This window comes from Saccharibacter sp. EH611 (assembly GCF_009834765.1).
Lineage (GTDB): Bacteria > Pseudomonadota > Alphaproteobacteria > Acetobacterales > Acetobacteraceae > Saccharibacter.
The window spans coordinates 127,181-146,827 of record NZ_WVHP01000021.1 but is presented as its reverse complement, the minus strand read 5'-3'; the positions used below and the strand labels follow the sequence as shown (position 1 = coordinate 146,827).

16 protein-coding genes are annotated in these 19,647 nt (G+C 53.6%); 8 read left to right on the top strand and 8 right to left on the bottom strand.

What is annotated here, in order from left to right:
* The first annotated feature begins 104 nt into the window (after positions 1–104).
* Complete coding sequence (locus tag GS535_RS05975) at positions 105–1,307, top strand: MFS transporter (protein ID WP_160791226.1); 1,203 nt, start codon at positions 105–107, stop codon at positions 1,305–1,307.
* On the opposite strand, the gene GS535_RS05970 is transcribed toward GS535_RS05975, so the two are convergent.
* Positions 1,308–2,690 carry an MATE family efflux transporter gene (locus GS535_RS05970; protein WP_160791225.1) on the bottom strand — a complete coding sequence of 461 codons (1,383 nt, stop codon included), beginning with the start codon at positions 2,688–2,690 and terminating at the stop codon, positions 1,308–1,310.
* 92 nt (positions 2,691–2,782) lie between these two features.
* Here GS535_RS05970 and cysS point away from each other — a divergent pair, with 92 nt between their 5' ends.
* The 3 genes from cysS to GS535_RS05955 all read left to right on the top strand — a co-directional run bounded on the left by cysS (position 2,783) and on the right by GS535_RS05955 (position 5,877).
* Positions 2,783–4,159, top strand: a complete 1,377-nt coding sequence (gene cysS, locus GS535_RS05965; RefSeq protein WP_202401518.1) for a cysteine--tRNA ligase — start codon at positions 2,783–2,785, stop codon at positions 4,157–4,159.
* A gap of 6 nt (positions 4,160–4,165) precedes the next feature.
* Complete coding sequence (locus tag GS535_RS05960) at positions 4,166–4,945, top strand: RNA methyltransferase (protein ID WP_160791224.1); 780 nt, start codon at positions 4,166–4,168, stop codon at positions 4,943–4,945.
* A 143-nt stretch (positions 4,946–5,088) separates the two neighbouring features.
* Positions 5,089–5,877, top strand: a complete 789-nt coding sequence (locus GS535_RS05955; protein WP_160799174.1) for an ion channel — start codon at positions 5,089–5,091, stop codon at positions 5,875–5,877.
* Here the strand turns inward: GS535_RS05955 and gltX are convergent.
* Genes gltX through GS535_RS05935 form a run of 4 tightly spaced genes read right to left on the bottom strand, consistent with a single transcriptional unit; the run spans position 5,874 to position 10,257 of the window.
* Positions 5,874–7,208, bottom strand: a complete 1,335-nt coding sequence (gene gltX, locus GS535_RS05950) for a glutamate--tRNA ligase (RefSeq protein ID WP_160791222.1) — start codon at positions 7,206–7,208, stop codon at positions 5,874–5,876. The two genes, GS535_RS05955 and gltX, sit on opposite strands and share 4 nt — an antisense overlap.
* A gap of 20 nt (positions 7,209–7,228) precedes the next feature.
* Complete coding sequence (locus GS535_RS05945; protein ID WP_160791221.1) at positions 7,229–7,660, bottom strand: hypothetical protein; 432 nt, start codon at positions 7,658–7,660, stop codon at positions 7,229–7,231.
* Entirely contained in the window at positions 7,657–8,838 is a 1,182-nt protein-coding gene (locus GS535_RS05940; RefSeq protein ID WP_160791430.1) for a nicotinate phosphoribosyltransferase, read from the bottom strand. The genes GS535_RS05945 and GS535_RS05940 overlap by 4 nt, the downstream gene beginning before the upstream one ends.
* A gap of 33 nt (positions 8,839–8,871) precedes the next feature.
* Positions 8,872–10,257, bottom strand: a complete 1,386-nt coding sequence (locus GS535_RS05935) for a class II 3-deoxy-7-phosphoheptulonate synthase (protein WP_160791220.1) — start codon at positions 10,255–10,257, stop codon at positions 8,872–8,874.
* 195 nt (positions 10,258–10,452) lie between these two features.
* On the opposite strand from GS535_RS05935, the gene GS535_RS05930 reads away from it, so the two are divergent.
* Entirely contained in the window at positions 10,453–10,866 is a 414-nt protein-coding gene (locus GS535_RS05930) for a hypothetical protein (protein ID WP_160791219.1), read from the top strand.
* Between the two features lie 202 nt (positions 10,867–11,068).
* A complete protein-coding gene (locus GS535_RS05925; protein ID WP_160791218.1) occupies positions 11,069–11,902 on the top strand; it encodes an alpha/beta fold hydrolase in 834 nt (277 codons plus the stop codon).
* On the opposite strand, the gene GS535_RS05920 is transcribed toward GS535_RS05925, so the two are convergent.
* The 3 genes from GS535_RS05920 to GS535_RS05910 are packed head-to-tail and all read right to left on the bottom strand — an operon-like array spanning position 11,856 to position 16,308.
* Positions 11,856–13,940 (bottom strand): FUSC family protein, encoded by a 2,085-nt coding sequence (locus GS535_RS05920; RefSeq protein WP_160791217.1) that lies wholly within the window; start codon positions 13,938–13,940, stop codon positions 11,856–11,858. The genes GS535_RS05925 and GS535_RS05920 overlap by 47 nt on opposite strands.
* Positions 13,941–13,971: 31 nt before the next feature.
* Positions 13,972–15,387 (bottom strand): glutathione-disulfide reductase, encoded by a 1,416-nt coding sequence (gene gorA, locus GS535_RS05915; protein WP_160791429.1) that lies wholly within the window; start codon positions 15,385–15,387, stop codon positions 13,972–13,974.
* A gap of 27 nt (positions 15,388–15,414) precedes the next feature.
* Positions 15,415–16,308 (bottom strand): ferredoxin--NADP reductase, encoded by an 894-nt coding sequence (locus GS535_RS05910; RefSeq protein WP_160791216.1) that lies wholly within the window; start codon positions 16,306–16,308, stop codon positions 15,415–15,417.
* Positions 16,309–16,457: 149 nt separating this feature from the next.
* On the opposite strand from GS535_RS05910, the gene GS535_RS05905 reads away from it, so the two are divergent.
* Positions 16,458–18,908, top strand: coding sequence for a helicase-related protein (locus GS535_RS05905; RefSeq protein ID WP_160791215.1), 2,451 nt, complete (start codon positions 16,458–16,460; stop codon positions 18,906–18,908).
* Between the two features lie 158 nt (positions 18,909–19,066).
* The gene (locus GS535_RS05900) at positions 19,067–19,504 is read left to right on the top strand and encodes a hypothetical protein (protein WP_160791214.1); all 438 of its coding nucleotides are present in this window, start codon (positions 19,067–19,069) and stop codon (positions 19,502–19,504) included.
* Positions 19,505–19,647: the final 143 nt, after the last annotated feature.

Below are 19,647 nucleotides of genomic sequence, written 5' to 3'. Positions count from 1 at the left end.
TGTCAATGATTGTTCCATTATGCAGGCCTGATGTTGAGAGGACATGAGCGGTCTATTTTCGCTCTATCATCCTCCATTTACCCCTATGATTTGGATCAATTGACATGAGCCACACATCCTCCTCCGAGGCTGGGCGCCTCCGTCCCCCCTATGGTGTTGGCCCAGCCATTTTTGCCCTTATGCTGGGCACATTTACCATTGGCACCGGTGAATTCGGTATGATGGGCCTCCTGCCCGCTTTTGCCCATTCACTGCACCTCTCTATCGCCTCTGCAAGCTCGGTTATCTCGGCCTATGCCTTGGGTGTCGTCATCGGCGCACCGGTCATGGCCGTTTTTGGAGCTAAATTGCCACGCCGCACGCTGCTCCTCCTTCTGCTCGCTCTCTTCGTTGTGGGCAATGTCGGCACGGTTCTCTGCAACGCACTTGGGCCGATCGAGATCATGCGTTTTATTACGGGCCTCCCTCATGGCGCTTTCTTCGGCATTGCGGCCTTAACCGGCGCGTCTATGGTTGAGCGTGCCCGGCGTGGTCGCACCATTGGCCGCGTGCTGTCGGGCATCATGATCTCTACCGTTATTGGCTCGCCACTATGCACCTTTGCCTCGCAGTATGTGAGCTGGGAAGCGGTCTATGCGACACTGGCCCTTCTCGGACTGGTCTGCATCCTTGGTGTCTATCTTTGCGTGCCTGCTGATAAGCCACAGGAAGGCGTCAACGCACTTTCGGAGCTTAATGCCGTCACACGCCCCCAAGTACTGCTCACGCTGCTGACAGGCGCGATCGGCTTTGGCGGTTTGTTTGGTATTTATACCTTTCTGACATCCTCTTTGGGGTCTGTCACCCATTTAAGCCATTGGTTTATTACGCTCTACCAAGTCATCTGGGGTCTAGGGATGGTCGCGGGGAACGCCTTTGGCGGGGCGATGATTGACCGCAACCTTGATCGCACGACGATCGGCGGATTAAGCGCAAGCATTCTCTTCATGCTCGCTTTCTGGATCTTCCTTCCCTCTGCCTGGGCCATTTTGCCGATCTGCTTTCTTTTGCCTGCAGCTACGATCATCCTGAGCCCCGCCATGCAGTCGCGCCTGATGGATGTTGCAGGCGATGGACAAACCTTGGCCGCCTCTCTCAACCATTCAGCCTTTAATGTCGCCAATGCTCTCGGCGCTTGGTTCGCCGCTATGCTGGTTGATGCCCATTTAGGGCTGGCCTCCATCGGTTGGGGCGGGGCCCTGCTCTCTGCTGGTGGGCTGGTAATTTATCTGATCACCATCGCCCTAGCACGCCGTTCTGGAATGTAATTATCCACGCTGTAGCACGCGGTAGAGGCGATACCCCAGTGCTACAGCCGTTACCCCAAGGCCTGAGGCAAGGCCAATCCAAAGCCCTTCCACACCAAAATGTCCTTGGAAGGCAAGCAAACCGCCGCCACCAATCCCAACGACACCGTAGCTCATAATCCCGATAACCATCGGAACCATCGCATCGCCACACCCACGTAACGCGCCGTTACACACGGTTTGAAGTCCATCGACGATCTGAAAAATACCCGCAATGCGCAGAAGAAGCATCGTCGTTTGAAACGTCGCTTCATCAGGTGGAGCGCCGGTATAATAAAGTTTTGCGATCACATCTGGCAGGAAGAAGAGCAACAAGCCCGTTGCAAACGTCCAGACCAACACGATGCCCAGCGCACTTAAAGCCGCACGGCGTGCTTGATCCATATGGCCTGCGCCACGCCAATAGGCGACACGCACATTCGCCGCCTGCCCAACGGCAAGACACACCATAAACAATAAAGACGCCGTGTTCAGCGCCACTTGATGAGCCGCCAAGCTCTGCGTGCCCAGCTGACCAGCCCGCAAGGTCGTGATTTGGAACAGCAAGATCTCAGACGCAGCGGAAGCCATCATAGGGCCCCCAAGGCGCAAAAGCTCCTTGAGCACAACCCAGCGCACCCGCACCAGCTTCATGACCTTGCGCAGCGGGGCTCGACACAGACAGAGCCCTATGAGCGCCAGACCAATCACCCAACCCGTTAACGTCGTCGCCCGTGCAGAACCAAAAAGACCGTAGGCTGGAAAGCCAAACCACCCATGAATAAGAGTCGCATTGGTGATGCCATTCAACACGGCCATCAAAGGCATGACCCAAAGCAGCATCGCCTCATAGCCCAAAGACGGCAACGCCACACGGCAAACACCAATCAAGGCTAAATCCGGCAAAAGAGAATAGAGCAGAATATGGATAAACGCGTTGCCATGCTGCACGACCTCAGCGGGCTCACCCAACAGTGCAAAGAGCTGCCCCGAGAACAATAGAAGAATCAAACACGGGATAAAGACCAGCACAGACAAGGCGAATCCCGCACTCATGACCCGCGGACCATCATAAGAAGCCACACGCCCGTGCTCTTCTGCCCCGCGTGCATGGGAGAGCAACACCCCGACCCCACCCAGAATCGCTTGGAATGTCACCATCGTGGTGAAAAAGAAGTTATTGGCAATACCGCCAACAGCGAGCGCTTCCACGCCCAAGCTGCCAAGCAGGATCGTATCAGTCACCCCCATGGCCATTTCAGAAACCTGAGACAAGGCAAGGGGGAGCCCAACCCGAAAGAGCGACTTCGCATGAGCCGAGAAAGACGTACGAGAAGGTGATAAGGATATGTGAGGAGGATTCATGCCCCCCTCATACTGACCAAAAATAACAAAACAAGGGCAAAGAACGTGATCCCCTGTTGCACCAAACGCATCTCTGCCGCATTGATCAGAATATGAGTACGAAGAGCATCATAACCCCGTCGATCCCCCTACGCCTTTATAACAGCCATAGCCGTGCGTTAGAGGTGTTTACTCCTATGGATGCGGACAATATCCGCCTCTATTTTTGTGGCCCAACTGTTTATGACCGGGTTCATCTTGGCAATCTGCGCGCTATGCTATGCGCTGATGTCCTCGTACGTCTTCTGAAAGCCCGTTACGAGACAGTCACCTATGTTCGCAATATCACCGATATTGACGATAAGATTATCGCGCGCGCTCGCGACAATCATGAAGACATTGACGCTCTCACAGCCCGTACAACCAAAGAATTTCACGACGACCTGAACGCACTCTCAATTATCGCTCCTGATATTGAGCCACGCGCAACGCAACATATTGGCGATATGCTTGCGATGATCAGCTCCCTCATCGCTCATAATCATGCTTATGAAGCCGAAGGACATGTCCTCTTTGATGTGCACTCGTTCGACAGCTACGGCGCTCTCTCGGGCCGTTCCTTAGAAGACATGCAAGCAGGTGCTCGCGTAGAAGTCGCGCCTTATAAACGTAACCCTGGTGATTTCGTGCTTTGGAAGCCTTCAGCAGAGGATGAGCCCGGCTGGGAGAGCCCCTATGGACGCGGCCGCCCCGGCTGGCATCTTGAATGCTCAGCGATGTCACAACGTTATCTCGGGCCTAGCTTTGATATTCATGGCGGCGGGAATGATCTTCTCTTTCCCCATCATGAAAATGAGCGCGCACAATCGCTCTGCTGCACGCCTGATAGCGCCTTTGCACGGCACTGGCTCCATGTCGGTATGTTGCTGTGCAATGGTGAGAAAATGTCCAAATCTTTGGGTAATTTTCATACCATTCATAAAGCGCTGGAGCACGCACCAGCAGAAGCCCTGCGCCTGCTCTATCTCGGCTCTCATTATCGCTCTACGCTGGACTTTAGCTGGGAAAAGCTTGATGAAGCACGCCGTATTATGGATCGCTTCTATCGTGCGTTGGAGAAAACACCACCTCGTTCAAACAGCGCCGTTCCACACCCTGTGCAAGAAGCGCTATGCGATGACCTCAACACACCTCTGGCCATTGCTGAACTGCACAAATACGCTGATGGTGCTATGAATGGCCAACAAGAAGATGCAGACAGCCTTTACGCTGCCGGGCGTTTACTTGGCCTCTTCGGCCTTACCTCTTCTGAGTGGTTTCAAGGTGACGTGTCTCTTGATACTGAGACAATTAACGCGTTGATTAACCAACGCTTAGAGGCTCGAAAAGCGAAAGATTTCGCTAAAGCGGATGAGATTCGCGCCCATCTGACCGAGCAGGGCATCCTCTTGGAGGACACCCCCAACGGCACCACTTGGCGAAAGGCATAATCTCTCATGACTGGACGTGATGGCGGGGCTGATCTAGCCCCTCTTAGCCCTTTTGACCCGGTTGTTATTCTGATCCGCCCTCAGCTTGCGGAAAATATCGGCACCACGGCCCGTGCGATGGCAAATGGCGGCCTGTTCCATCTCCGCATTGTCGCCCCGCGTGATGGCTGGCCGCAAGAACGCGCGTGGTATGCCTCCTCAGGCGCCGACCGTATTTTAGATGCCGCGACAGTTCATGAAACCGTTGATGACGCCGTGGCCGACCTTCATCGCGTTTTTGCGACCTGCCCGCGCCCACGCCATATCATTAAGCCCCTCATGACCGCTCGCGGAGCTGCGGCAGAGCTGCGCACAACCGCCCAGCAGGGGTTACGCTCGGGTATTCTCTTTGGCCCTGAACGAACGGGGCTGGATAATGAGGATATGGCTCGAGCGGATACGCTTATTCGCTATCCACTCAACCCTCAATTTATGTCACTCAATCTCGCTCAGGCCGTCCTCGTGATGGCGTATGAATGGTACCTCACAGAAGATACCACACCTGAGCAACATTTCATGACCAATGAGACCCATATTGCGACTAAGGGAGAGCTTGAGAACTTTAACGCTCATCTCTTGCGCGAACTCGACGCGTGCGGCTTCCTCCGCAATGAGCAGAAAAAGCCCGGAATGATCCGGAATTTGCGTCATCTCTTCACCCGCGGCCAAGTGACTGAACAAGAGCTCCGTACCCTTCACGGTGTTGTGCGCGAATTGTCCCATAATCGACGTTCCAAACAACCATAGGCCACCTCATGCATCGCTCCTTTCCTCATCATCATAAGAAAAGCAACAGTATACGCTTAACAGGAGAGGACACCTTTCAGAACGTCAGGAAAACCGGCCTGCGGACGAAACATTTCCATGATGTTTATCATCAGTTTCTTACCATGGGATGGACCATTTTCTTCATCTTAATCGCCAGTATTTATGTGCTGATTAATATGGCTTTTGGTCTCTTCTATTCCCTCATCCCTTCTGGAGTTACGGGCGTTCCCTCTCATCATTTTTGGAGGAATTTCTTTTTTAGCGTCCACACCCTCTCTACCGTCGGTTATGGTAATCTTGCCCCTGTAGGGATGCTCGCGAATGCTATCGTGACGCTTGAAACCTTCATCGGCATTATTTTTACCGGCTTGGTGACGGGGCTGATCTTTGCGCGTTTCTCAAGCCCTCATGCACTCGTGCTTTTTAGCGATAAAGCCACGATCGCAACGCATAAGGGCAAGACACTCCTTAATCTGCGTATTGGCAATCTCCGCCGTACTGCCTTGATTGACCTCACTGTGGAAGCCATTCTCGTTCGTAGAATCTCAGATATGAACGGAGAGCCCACCCTGCAGCTTGAAAGGATTCCGCTAAAAAGCGCGCATCTCCCAATCTTACCGATTACGTGGGTCATCTCCCATGAGATCACCCAAGATAGTCCCTTATACGGGCTCTCTAAAGATGACCTTCTCCAGCAAAAAGCGGAGATCATCGTGACGCTTTCAGCAACTGACCAAGCCTCAGCTCAAACAGCTTTTGCGATGCATACTTATGCAGCAGAGCATATTAAATGGGGGTGCGTCCTACGCGAGATTATGCGCCCACACCCAGACGGAAGCGTGGTGGCTGATTTCAGCCTCTTCCACGCGACCACGACGGTGCCGACTTCCTCGACACCACCGCATAATTAATGATGAGATGCTTCCTCTAAGCGCTGCACCGTGCGCTCATAGCCCATTAAAGGCAGGAGAGCCGCAAGCTCTGGGCCTGCATCTTCACCAGTTAACGCAAGGCGCAACGGCATGAAGAGCTTTTTCCCTTTACGACCTGTTTCTGCTTTAAGCGTATCAATCCACCGCTTCCATGTGCTCCCATCCCACGGCTCTTGAGGCAGAAGCTCTTTGGCCTGTTTGAGGAACTCATGGTCCTCAGGCTGCGCAGGTGGCACCACATGGCCCTGCACAACCTCCCACCAATGCGCAATTTCAGACGCAAGATCAATATTCCCACGGATAGCCGTCCAGAAGGCTTCATCAGCCCCTTTAGGCAACCGATCGCGAATATCGTCAAACGACATGCCGTGCAGGACACGCCGGTTGAGGCCTAGAAGCTGAGGTGGGTCAAAACGGGCCGCAGAGCGTGACACATGGCTAATCTCATATGATGCAACCATCTGCTCCATTGTCGCGGGTTCAGGGTCATCAGACGTGCCTAAACGAGCGAGATAACCGACCAGCGCGCGCGGCTCAATCCCATCATTGCGCAGGGTTGAAAGCGCAAGCCCGCCCAATCGTTTGGAGAGTTTCCCACCATCATGCCCCAGAAGAAGGGGAAGATGCGCAAATGTGAAGCGGTTGGGCTTAGCCCCCAATGCTTCGGCAATATCAAGCTGAACGCCTGTATTGGTCACATGATCTTCCCCACGCATAATATGCGTCACGCCGAGGTCGAGATCATCAATAACGGAGGCCAGCGTGTACAAGATCGTCCCATCCGCACGCACCAATACAGGATCTGACACGGCCGTAAGCTTAACCACGCAATCGCCCATTACGAGGTCTTTCCAGCGACGCTGCGTGTCACTGAGCTTAAAGCGCCAGTATGGTTTTTTACCATTGGCTTCCGCACGCTCGCGCTGCTCGTCAGTCATCCGCAGCATCGAACGGTCATAAATTGGCGGTTTGCCAGCACGCAGGCGCTGCTCGCGCTTATATTTAAGCTCCAGCTCACTTTCAAAGCAGGGGTAAAGCCGCCCTTCTGCCTTCAGCTGCTCAATCACTTCAGCGTAACGGTTCAGGCGGTCGGACTGACGTGCCTCTTCATCCCAAGACAGGCCGAGCCATTTGAGGTCGCGATAAATCCCGTCTTCATACTCCTTCTTTCCCCGTTGCGTGTCGGTATCATCCATACGCAAGAGAAATTGCCCTTCATGATGACGGGCAAAGAGGTAGTTGGCCACAGCCAAGCGAGCATTGCCCACATGGAGGGAACCTGTCGGGGAAGGAGCAAAACGTAGTTTCATGCCGTATCTATTCTCGATAATTAATGGCGGATAATCTCAGAACGAGACGCATCATCTTCAGCGTCTTCCTCATCTAACAACCCCTCAAGCTCATCCTCATCAATGAGCCGCCGTGGGTCAATGCTGCGCCAGTCACGCTCCATCGGCGTTGCCGGGGTTGAAACAAACTCATCAAGCTCTGTGCTGGCCTTCCAGCCTTCATCGCCCGATTGTGGAACTTCTGCACTTTCACCAAATGAAAACCAGCTCTCCAATACTTCACGATCTGTCGCACCGGGCACACGGCAGCGCTCAATACTGTCGCGCACATAGGCCCGTGCAAACGCATTGGCATGGAGGAGATCCACAAAACCGCGAACCTCTTCAACCATATCATCCTCAGTTGCGCCGGATTGATCAATAATCCGTACAGTCCAACCATTTTCGGGAGTTTTTGTTTCTGTCTCGCTCATAGGACCTGTCTTTCCTGAAGCTTCGTCAGCAAGAATTCACGCCCGATTTTAACACGTGGATGACCATCATAGGCCACAATATCGGCTGTTGCGTAGGTTTCCGACCATGAATCAGGAAGAAAAGACCCCGTTCCCACCACATCAATCGGAGCATCCGCATCATGCATCGCTACACATTTGGAAACGCTAAAACCTGACGAAGCAACAATTTTTACTTTGGGGAACCCCGCCTCATTAAGTGCTTCGCGCATACGCCAAATCGCCGCAGCAGAAACGCCCGTTCCCACGAGATAACGCAGCTCTTTCTCTGACCGATAGCGACGGATTGTGCCCGGCGCATAACGCTCCAACACAGCATAGGACGTCTGCGGGTCTAGCCCTTCTAGGAAGCGTCCACCATGCGTATCCAACCGCACACTGACCTCGCCAGCTTCTGCTCGTTCGGGAAAGTGACGACATACTTCCAGCGCATCACTCACCTCCCGTCCGAAATAATCGACAAGGACAGAAAGCGGCTGGTCAGGATACATCTCAGCATACATTTCCGCAGCTCTTAGGGTCGAGCCAGCATAGCCAATCAAAGCATGAGGCATCGTCCCCAAGCCATGATCAAGGCCAAAGAACCCTGCCGTTGCATCATTTGCATTGCCAACAAAGCCCGTTGCCCCTTCACGCTGGGCTGCACGCGACCCTACAGAAGCAGCATAAGCCATCTGCTCTTGCATTTCATAGCCTGCACAATGGCGCGCATCCATGGCCAAGAATGGCACTTGCGAAAGCGCCATCGCCATCTGATACGCATTATGCGCCGCTACACAAACCGGGCCGAGCTTTTGCAGCAAAAGAGTTTCTAACGGGGCAAGAGCTGCCAGAGACCCTGTAAGGTAAAAAAGAGGCTCCCCCGCGCCAACCCATGTGCCTTCTGGGTAAACTTCCTGACACTCAAACTCAAAACCCTGCTGTTCCGCAACATTATGAAGCCAGCGCAATGCCAAACCGCATGCCGCGACAACCGGACGACGGATAAAAACAGCGTAGGTCACGCGGCTATCGCCAAAATGCTGCGCGATTTCACGCGTTCGCACAAAATACGCATCCGTCCGCTTTTCAATAAGCGGCTCATCGAGGGCGTGGCGCGGCCCTTGCGCTTGGTCAAGGGCCTTCTCTGCTGTTGTCATCATCGTCCCTCCACTGAGGAAGTCGAAAAGCCCTTATGAGGCTGAACGATTCTTTATAAGGGTGTCTGCAAGTGTGAAGGCAATCTCTAAAGACTGCTCCGCATTCAAACGTGGGTCACAGAAGGTCTCATAACGTGTCATGAGATCTTCTTCTGTGAGGCATTGTGAGCCGCCTGTGCATTCCGTCACATTTTGTCCGGTCATTTCAAGATGAATGCCACCTGCGGGAAGGCCGGCTTTATTAAACACCTCAAAGAAGCCAAGGATTTCGTCCATCACGTTAGCAAAAGCACGTGTCTTCAGCTTCTGCGCGGTGGTTGTCGTATTGCCGTGCATGGGGTCGCACAGCCATGTCACGCAACGGCCAGAGGCCCGAACGGCTTCAACGATCGGTGGCAATAGGTCACGCACCTTTCCACAGCCCATACGTGAGATCAACGTAATACGCCCTGCCTCATCTTCTGGGTTGAGGATATCCAGCAAGCTGACCAGCTCCTTAGGATCCGTCGTCGGGCCAACCTTGATCCCAATCGGGTTATTAACGCCACGCAAGAACTCGACATGCGCGCCTTCAGGCTGACGTGTACGATCGCCAATCCAAAGAAAGTGCGCAGAGCAATCGTAATACTGGCCAGTTGTGCTATCAACCCGTGTCAGGGCTTCCTCGTAAGGGAGAAGCAAAGCTTCATGAGAGGTATAGAATTCCGTCTCATCAATCTGCGGGACGTCTTGCTCAAGCCCACAGGCCCGGACAAAGGAAAGGCTGCTATCAATGCGAGATGCGAGGTCATGATAGCGTTCAGCCAGAGCTGACCCTTCCATAAACTCAAGGTTCCAGCGATACACATCGTGCAAATTGGCATAACCACCATGTGCAAAAGCACGCAGCAGGTTCAGTACACCAGCAGCTTGGAAATAACCCGTCTCCATACGCAGCGGGTCTGGTTCACGCGCTTGTGCCGTAAACTCAGGCGCATTCACATTGTCACCGCGATAGCACGGCAGCTCAACACCATCACGCGTTTCTGTCGCAGACGAGCGCGGCTTAGCGTACTGCCCGGCCATACGACCTAGCTTCACGACAGGCACTTTTGCTGCATAAGTCAGCACAACAGACATCTGCAGTAGAACACGGAACGTATCACGCACCACATCACCGGTGAAGTCACGGAAGCTCTCAGCACAAGGGCCGCCCTGAAGCACAAAAGCATCCCCACGCGAAGCAGCCGCGAGGCGCTCTTTTAAACGGCGCGCTTCACCAGCGAAAACAAGCGGCGGATAGCGATGAAGGCGCTCTTCCACAGCCGTCAGCGCCTGTTGATCGGCATAGGTTGGCGCTTGGCGAATTGGCCGTGAACGCCAACTTTGCGGGGACCAAGGGCTCTGAGACATGGTCTGAGACCCAGCTGGGGAATGCATCAACAGCCTCCAGAAATGAATGAGCGACAGACGTCGCATATATGTCGCAACGCCGTAAGAATATCTCTTATATGGCCGAAAAAGGATGAAAATGGTAGTCCCTCGCCCAGAATTAAAACTCGGAACCCTTGATCCCGATGCCCAGTGAGCCGATGATAAAGGGTAAAGAGATCACCCTTTGATCAGGAACACCGCATGCCTTCGGCTTTACGACTTTCTTCCCTCGCTTTTCTGAGCGCCTCTGCTGCTCTTTGTGGCTTTTCTGTGCCGGCCGTGGCGCAGACCGTTCATTTCGGCCAGCCTTACCAAGAAGGCGATTCCAGCGCTGCCTCTGGGCCTCATAAAACCCCTCGCGCTGGTGGAGAGCATTACCATGCTCAAGGGCATCGCCCACCGCCTCCCGGCTATCAGGAAGCACCATCTACTGAATTCCAGAATGGCCCAGACCCTGACCATCAGGCGCAGGTCAAATCCCATCGTGACAATGTCACAGGCAGCAATTTAGGCGCCTTTGGCTCTGCTTACCAAGATAGCAGCCCTGCTCAGAGCGGCCAGCTTGGTGATGCAACGGGCAATGGCTGGGTCGCGCCGCGCGGCAACGGGTTTTAAGCCTGCCAGACTCATCTATGCAGCCTTCATCCTCAACGAGACTGCATAGATGAACACAAAAATATGATTGCCCAGCTTTAGCAAAAAATACCATAATCCCTCTAGCTTAACGCTTTTTCAGGATCTCCTAGGGCCTCTTGATAAAGCGCGCGCTCCTAGACTTACGCGATGACACTCCATCCGCTCCAGCAGGAGATTGATTATGCCTTTTATTCAAAGTTTTGACGGCACTGCTCTTCATGTTCGTGATATGGGCAAAGGCCGCCCCGTTATCCTCATTCATGGCTGGCCGCTTAACGAGGACATGTGGTCTTTCCAAGTTCCTGCCCTCATAGAGGCTGGATATCGCGTCATTACCTACGACCGCCGTGGCTTTGGCCGGTCTGATCATCCCGCTTCGGGTTATGAGTATGACCAGCTCACCGATGATCTCGCCTGTATCATCGACCAGCTCGGCCTCACGAATGTCACCTTAGTCGGCTTTTCGATGGGCGGAGGCGAAGTCGCTCGTTTTAGCGCCCGTCATGGTGATGAACGTATTGCACAGCTGGTGTTCTTAGGAGCTGTTCCTCCCTTCCTCCTCAAAACAGCCGATAACCCTGAGGGAATTGAAAACGACGTCGTCGAAGACATTAAGACGCAAATTCGGCTTGATCGTTTTGATTTCCTCCGTCAATTTGCACCGAACTTTTATGGTCATAAAGAGTCAGGCGATAAGGTTAGTGCTGGCCTTCTTGACTGGACTTTCCTCATGGCGTGCCAAGCAAGCCCTGTCGCAACGCTTCAATGTGTTGATGCATGGAGCAAAACGGATTTCCGCCAAGACCTTACCGCCGTCAAGCGCCCTTGTTTGATCATTCATGGCGCTGCGGATGAGACGGTTCCCGTAGCCCTATCTGGGCGTCGAACAGCTAAGGCACTCCCTCATGCACATTTTAAAGAATACGAAGGTGCCGGGCATGGGCTTTTCGCTACCTTTGCCCACAGGCTCAACCAAGACCTGATTTCATTTCTGAAGACATCATCGGCTGAGTAAGAAAAGACCGCCCCTTTGGCAGCTCAAACCGCATAATACGCAGCGACCCCATGGCAAGGACAATATCACGCCTTACTGTGAGGTTGCTGCTTTTCCAAAAAAGCTGGGACAGAGCCTCCTGCTCTGTTTGAAAGTTGGATGGTTCAAGCGCCTTGTCTGCTTGATTCTCAACATTCGAGCGCGTCAACTCGCTCATAAGCACTTCTCCCTCGTGCTCAGCTTCTTTAGGAAGACGCCCTTCTTGCACGAGTTGACGCAACATCAGCATATTTCGCCCCACCGTCACAATCGCCAATGTCCCATGAATCATATGGTCAATATCTTTTTGGGGGAGTTGTCCGGCAAAGTGGAAAACCTGCTCTAACCGCTGCGTCGTATCATCTACCCAGTCATATTGCGCAACGTCTTCATCACGGCGGTGAATATGATGCAAGCTCTCAAGCAACTCACGCCGCATGAGCCCCCACGCATGGCGCACCGTAATAGGCAAAACCGTGCGGAAAACCAGCACCCCACACCATAGCCCCAAAAGCAATGCTAAAGAGACGTTAAACCAGTCGAGCTCACTATAACGTCCTTGGTTATCCAGCCCGAGCACCCACGGAAAGAAGTTCGCATATGATGCCGCCATCACAGCCGTTGGGGGATACCGTAAGGCAAGCCCGCCTAGGAACATAAAAAACCCAAGCGTCATGCCCAACACCACATAGCTTGAGGTAATCGGCATCACAATAAAAACAGGAATAATACCCGCAATAACCGCCCACACGGCCCCATAGAAAAAACGGCGGCTTGCTAACACAGTGTTATCAAATGTAGAGAAGCGCGTACAAACTACGGCAATAAAGGTGACAAACAACGCACCATGTGGCCAGGCCGTGACTTCCCATACGAGAGCCCCCAGCAAAATAGCGGCCATTGAACGCACACTATTGGAAAAAGCGAGGCGTTTATCAACGTGCCGGTGCAAACGATGATGTTCGGGCCAAGCAACATATTTCTTCCCCATACAGTGCACCGACAAAGCCTCACACAGATCTTGGAGCATCACCTCCACACCAGTGAGAACGACGCCGTCCTTAATCGTCTCTTGGTCATGACGCTCAAGAGAAACGGCAAGTTTATCACGACAATGAGCAAGAAGACGTTCGGCTTTCTCCAACGCTTGGTCAGCATGATCACCTGCCTCCAAAAGTGGAGAGAGGTCATTCATATCCTGAGCAAACGTCTCTAAAACGGCTTTAACTTCTTCCCCTAATGGCCCAACAGAGGCCATGCGCGAGCGCAAACCAAGCCCACGCGACAGCATAACCGCCACCCCACCGAAGGTCACATAGGCACGATCAACTTCATGGCCATAACCATGCATTTCAATACGAATGAATTCGAGCTGATCGCTCACGGATTGCAATGAAGAGAGCTGATTGCACAGCTGGTCAATACTACCCTCTTCATCGCGCATAACCGCGCTAAGAACGCTCGTAGAGTGGCTCAATACCGCGGACACGCGGTCTTGCAATTCACGCCGCGCTTTGCGCACCGTTCCTGACACGAACATCATGCCAGCGGCCATTTCACACACGACCCCAAGCAGGATATATGTCCCGCGCGCAATAGCGATATTAAACACTTGATCGGGTTGATCAACCGCGCTTAACGCAATGATCGCTCCCGTATATCCTGCTAAGACAACAGCATACCCACGGAAATTCTGTGTCATCGACGCAAAGCCTGCACAGAGGCCAAGCCATAACGCCAACAAGAGGAAAAACATCCACGGCGCTTGCGGTGAAAATCCGACCAGCCAAATCGCGCCGACCATCCCCACGCATGTGCCCACAATACGCCATCGCCCTTTAGACAGACTCATACCTGGGGAGCTTTGTGCAACAATCCAAACCGTCATCGCGGCCCATTGCGGCTGCCCAAGCTCCATCCAAAACGCAATTGCAAGCGCTACAAGAGAGGCAATCGTTGTCCGAAAAGCATAAAGAAAGGCGCTGAAGTAGGAAGGACGTAAGAGCGGTTCCTTCCTCATCGTCCTCCCCTTTGATTGTCCCACGACGTGGTTATCGCGGCGCGCTCGTACCTGACACGGTTTCCCCACGCGCGACATGACGGGTCGGTGCGCGCATCGTCACAAATTCTTCCGCAGAGCTTGGATGCAGTGAAATCGTTTGATCGAGCTGCTTTTTAGTTAATTTCGCTGTAACGATCACCGCAAGCATCTGAATAATCTCAGGCGCATCAGGCCCCACCATATGAGCCCCTAACACCACATCTGTTTGACGATCCACCACCAGCTTCATCAAAATTTTGCCAGGACGTTTCGGTAAACTCTGCTTCATAGCTGTAAAGCGCGACAGATAGACCGTCACGTCATGATCACGCACAGCCTCTTCCTCACTCATCCCCACAGACCCAATGGGCGCTGCGAAGAAAACAGCTTTTGGTGTGGTGTCAAACGACCAACTCCGCCCTTGTGGCGCAAATAACCGTTCCGCCAACAAATGCCCTTCAGAAATCGCTGTTGGTGTGAGGTTATACTGATCAATAATGTCACCAATGGCATAGATAGACGGCACATTCGTTTCTGACTGTGCATTCACCACGACATGCCCATTCTCAACAGCCACGCCAGCATTCTCAAGGCCAAGCGCATCAATTGAAGGACGACGCCCTGTCGCCATCATCACCGCATCAACCTCTAAGGTTGTGCCATTATCCAGCACCAGATGCAGAACGTCCCCATGCTTCTCAATCCGCACGGGTGATGTGCTGGCGTGCTGCGTAATCCCATTCAGGTCAATCAGCTCACGCATATGCTCCCGCACGTCATGGTCAAACCCACGGAGCGGGTACGGCTGCCGATAGACCAGCTCTACTGTTGAACCCAGCCCTGCAAAAATACCTGCGAACTCTACCCCAATATAGCCGCTTCCAATCACAGCGACGCGCTTGGGGCGCTCCGGCAGATGGAACGCTTCGTCAGACGTTATGGCATAGTCAGCCCCTGGAATATCCAGCTTGACCGGCACAGACCCCGTCGCCAGCACAATGCGCTTGGCCTTAATACGCTGCACAGGGGCCTCTGGCGCTAGAGCTGACGGCCCTATTTCGACCGTATGGGCATCAATCAGCCGAGCATCGCCGGTATACAGCGTGACGCCTGCCTTCTCCAACATGGAGACATAAATGCCATTGAGACGCTTAATCTCGGCATCTTTCGCCTCCATAAAACGCGACCAATTATGCTCAGGCTTGGTCACATCCCAGCCATAGCTGGGCGCATCATCCAGTGTGCGGCCTGTCTCAGCCGCATACACCATCAGCTTTTTAGGAACACAGCCGAGATTGACGCAGGTGCCACCCCAATGCCGCCGTTCAGCAACAGCAACACGTGCCCCATGCTGGGCCGCGATACGCGCACAGCGTACCCCACCTGACCCTGCACCGATCACAAAGAGATCAACATCCTGCGTCATCATACATCTCCGTCCTGTCCGTCTCGCTTAACGTTCAGCGAACGCTTTCTCGACCACATAAGAGCCCTGACGGCTCATATTGCCTTCTTCAAAGCCACGCTCTTCAAGAAGTTTCTGCGTATCCGCCAACATTTCAGGGGAACCGCAAATCATGACACGGTCATGCTCTGGGTCCAGCTCATCAATGTTGAGGTCTTTGAAGATACGCCCATTATTGATCAGCGTTGTAATGCGTTCTTGCACAGGGAATTCTTCACGCGTTACAGCGGGGTAATATTTCAGCTTCGCAGCGATATCCTCACCCAAGAACTCATGCTTTGGCAGGATATTTTCGATCAGATCTTTATACGCCAGCTCACCGCGCTCACGCACGGTATGCGTCAGAATGACATTCTCATACCGATCATAAGCGTCTGGGTCTTTAATAAGGCTCATAAAGGGTGCAAGGCCCGTTCCTGTAGAGAGGAAATACAGGTTACGACCTGGCTTCAAATTATCCAGCAGTAGTGTCCCGACAGGTTTACGCCCGATTAGCACCGTATCGCCCACTTTAACGTGACGCAGACGCGAGGTCAGCGGGCCATCTTCCACCGCGATGGAGAGGAACTCCATTTGGTCTTCAAAATTCGCTGAAGCGAGGGAATAAGCGCGCAGAAGCGGTTTACCTTCAACCTCAATCCCGATCATAGCAAATTGACCATTAGAAAAACGGAGGCCGGGATCACGAGTCGTGGTGAAGCTAAACAAGCGATTAGTCCAATGATGAACCTGCTTTACTTCGGCTGGGTAAAGATGGCCATAGTCCTTGGTTGGCTTATCCAACCGATACTGGCCCTCATGCCCTTCAAAGGGTACAAGACCGGTAAGCGGCGCATCAATTGTTGGCATTGGGGCGGACTCTGCCGGGTAAGGAGTGGTCATATCCGTCTCTGTCTCCAGTTAAACACAAGCGATGAAGCGTCAACATAGCGTTGCATGACTGCACCATGCCTCATCTTCTATCGCATTGTCACCTCTTGCGGGAACCCAGAGAGATTGAAGAAAACACCAAAATCACCCACAAGAGCTTTATGAGCGATCCTTCTATGCCCCATTCTGACCGTCCACTCTCCCCTGCTGAACGTGCCCTTGAGCACGCTGAGCAGGCTTTTGGTGAACATCTCAAGATCACCCCGCGTGAGCGCACCGCCCTTATCCGGCAAGCGGGCCGCCGCCTGAGCGCTGAGAAAAACAGTTTAACCGAACTGGAACTCCTCCATGCCTTGTGCCAAGTCCGTCGACGAGGATGGGCGAATGGCCTCATGAACGTCACCCATCGTGCGGGTGATGTTTGGGTTCGTAAAATGGATGTCCTCACCGTATCAGAGCGCGTGAGTGACCCGATGATCTCACAAGAAGCGCTGCGTGAGATGCTGGATGTTGTGTTGGAAGAACGTTGGCGTGAGATGGCCGATAGCCCGCATGCGGTGATGGAAGAAGTCCGTGCAGACCTCGCTGATGCCGGCACGTTCCTCTCCAGTGGCCAGATTGAGCGGCTTTCTCACAGCATCGCGCGCGCTTTCGGTGGTGTGGATATGGGGTTTGAAGATGACCTCATCGTGGCGGAAGAACGCCGTGCGCGTGAGCAAGAAGAGATCCGCCAACGTGCGGAAGAACGCCGTGCACGCGAGATGGAGCGCCTCAAACAATGGGAAGCTCATCTCGTCGATTTTAACGCCGTTCCGGCCATTTTGCGCTGCTCACGCCGCGAAGCCCTGCGCTGGATTGCGGAAAATCGCCTCCCCGTTGCAAAGCGTGAAACGAATGCGGAAGGGCTGGAGACATTCTTCTTCGACCCTTCCGAGCTTAAAAAATGCCGCCCGCTCATTAACGCATGGCGCAAAGGTCGCTCCGGCCACGAAGAGCTTGAAGACGACAACAGCCTAAAGAGCCGCCGTGGTAACGCCGCGATTGCCCGCGTCGCCGCGCTTGATCGCTTTGCCGCCCATTTCCGCACGGCTCGGTCACTCAAACGACGTATTACCTTGGTGACAGGGCCAACAAATTCAGGGAAATCCCACACGGCGTTGCAGGCTTTGGCCGAAGCAGAAAGCGGTGTAGCCCTCGCTCCTTTACGTCTCCTCGCTCATGAATTCCGTGAAGCCATGCTTAGCAATGGCGTCGCGGCCTCTCTCACCACAGGAGAGGAGCGGATCATTGACCCAACGGCCCGCCATTTGGCCGCGACGGTTGAAATGTGCCCGTTCAACAACCCTGTGGACGTCGCCATTATCGACGAAGCCCAAATGCTCAGCGACCCAGACCGCGGTGCGGCTTGGACCGCCGCCATTATGGGCGTCCCCGCGCGGCATGTCTTTATCCTTGGGGCCGCGGATTGTATCCCGCTGGTTAAACGCATCGCCGAATTATGCAACGACCCTGTTGATGAGATCCATCTCGAACGCAAAAGCCCGCTTAAACCCGGCGGTTCACTCGCTTTAGAAGAGCTACGCGCAGGGGATGCACTTATTGCGTTCTCCCGCCGTGAGGTGCTGGATTTACGCGCAGAGCTGATGTCTCATAACCGTCGCGTGGCCGTGATCTACGGTGCCCTTAGTCCCGAAGTCCGCCGTGCTGAAGCGGCGCGGTTTAACCGGGGCGACGCGGATATTCTCGTCGCCACCGATGCCATTGGGATGGGGCTCAACCTTTCCATACGGCGCGTTATTTTTAGCACGCTACGCAAATATGATGGCCGCCAAACGCGTAGCCTCACCACGCAAGAAATCAAACAAATTGGTGGGCGCGCTGGACGTTTTGGTAAGCATGAAGAAGGGCTCGTCTGCGTCTTAGACGGTGCCGGCAGCCCGAACTTTATCCGCCAAATGTTGAACGCTCCACCGGAACCCATCAAAGAACTCCGTCCTCTCGTGCAACCTGATTCCGACATTGTGCAAGCGGTCGCTCAGGAAGTCGGCACTCAGAGCCTCTATGGGGTGCTCACCCGCATTAAACGCGCTGTGTTGCGTCCAGACGATCCTAATTATCGCCTCGCCGATATGGAGCAAGCGCTTGAAATTGCCGCCGCTTTGGAAGGGGTGGAAGAGCTCGACCTCCCAACGCGCTGGACATACGCGATGTGCCCCATCAATACCCGCGATAATGGGATCTCCCGCCTCGTTGAATGGGCGTCTATCCACGCAAAAGGCCGCGCCATTTACCCACCCGGTACAGGCCGCCTGCCCGCCTCCGCAACCGCCAGCCGTGAAGAGCTTGAGCGGGCGGAAAAGCGCCATCGCCGCCTCGTTGCGTGGCGCTGGCTGGCCATGCGCTTCCCGAAAGCCTACCCCGACCTTGAGCTCGCTGAGCGCAATGCCACCATCCTTGATGAGTGGATTGAGCAAGTCCTCCGCACGCAAAGCCGCATGCGTGAGAATACGCGCCGCCAACAAGGCCGCAATAGTGCACCCTGGGGAAAGAAAAAGCGCCACTCTCCCGCACCGGGAAAAAAGAAACCGTTCAAAAAAGGAAAGCGCTCCTAACGACCTCACAGGGCAAGGGCATCATTGTGAGATGGTGCCCTCGTTCACGCAGAAGGCCCTCACAGAGAACGTTATATCCTGCCTATAAAAGCAGAGCCGATAGCGTTAAGGTCATCGTGCTCGACAATGCCCCCCCCTATTCATTGGAGGATATACATATGAAATCCCTTCTCGCTCTATCCTCACTTGCTCTTTACATTGGCCTCACACCTCTTTCGTACGCTCAGACAGCCGATGCGAAAGCAGGGGAAATCGTCGATTTCATGAAGCATATGATGACGTTCCCCTCACCTATTGATTCCAACTTAACGCTTAAAAATATCGAAAATTCTGGTTCAACCATTATTTATACAATCGACGTCTCCAATAGCTTCCTCAAGAAAAACCCTATTACTCCAAAGGTTCGCCAGTCCTTAAATAACTCATTCTTGTCACGCACCTGTGGGAATAAGTTTAGCTATATTCTCTTTGATAAGGGCATTGCGGTTCAGGAGCGCTACATGCAGGAAAACACCTCTACCGTGCTCCTCAGCTTTGACGCATCAAGAGAGGATTGCCGCTCTTACCATGGCGCCCAACAAGACCCTTCTCGCTAAGAAGCAGACACTCTCTCAGCGCTCCAACGCTATGGGAACATGTCTCCCATAGCGTAAAGGGTCGGATTATCCTCTTAAACAGGCCCCTGCTTTCATTAATGCACTCACGCTACAAAACAGGATGCAATCATAATTTTTTATCA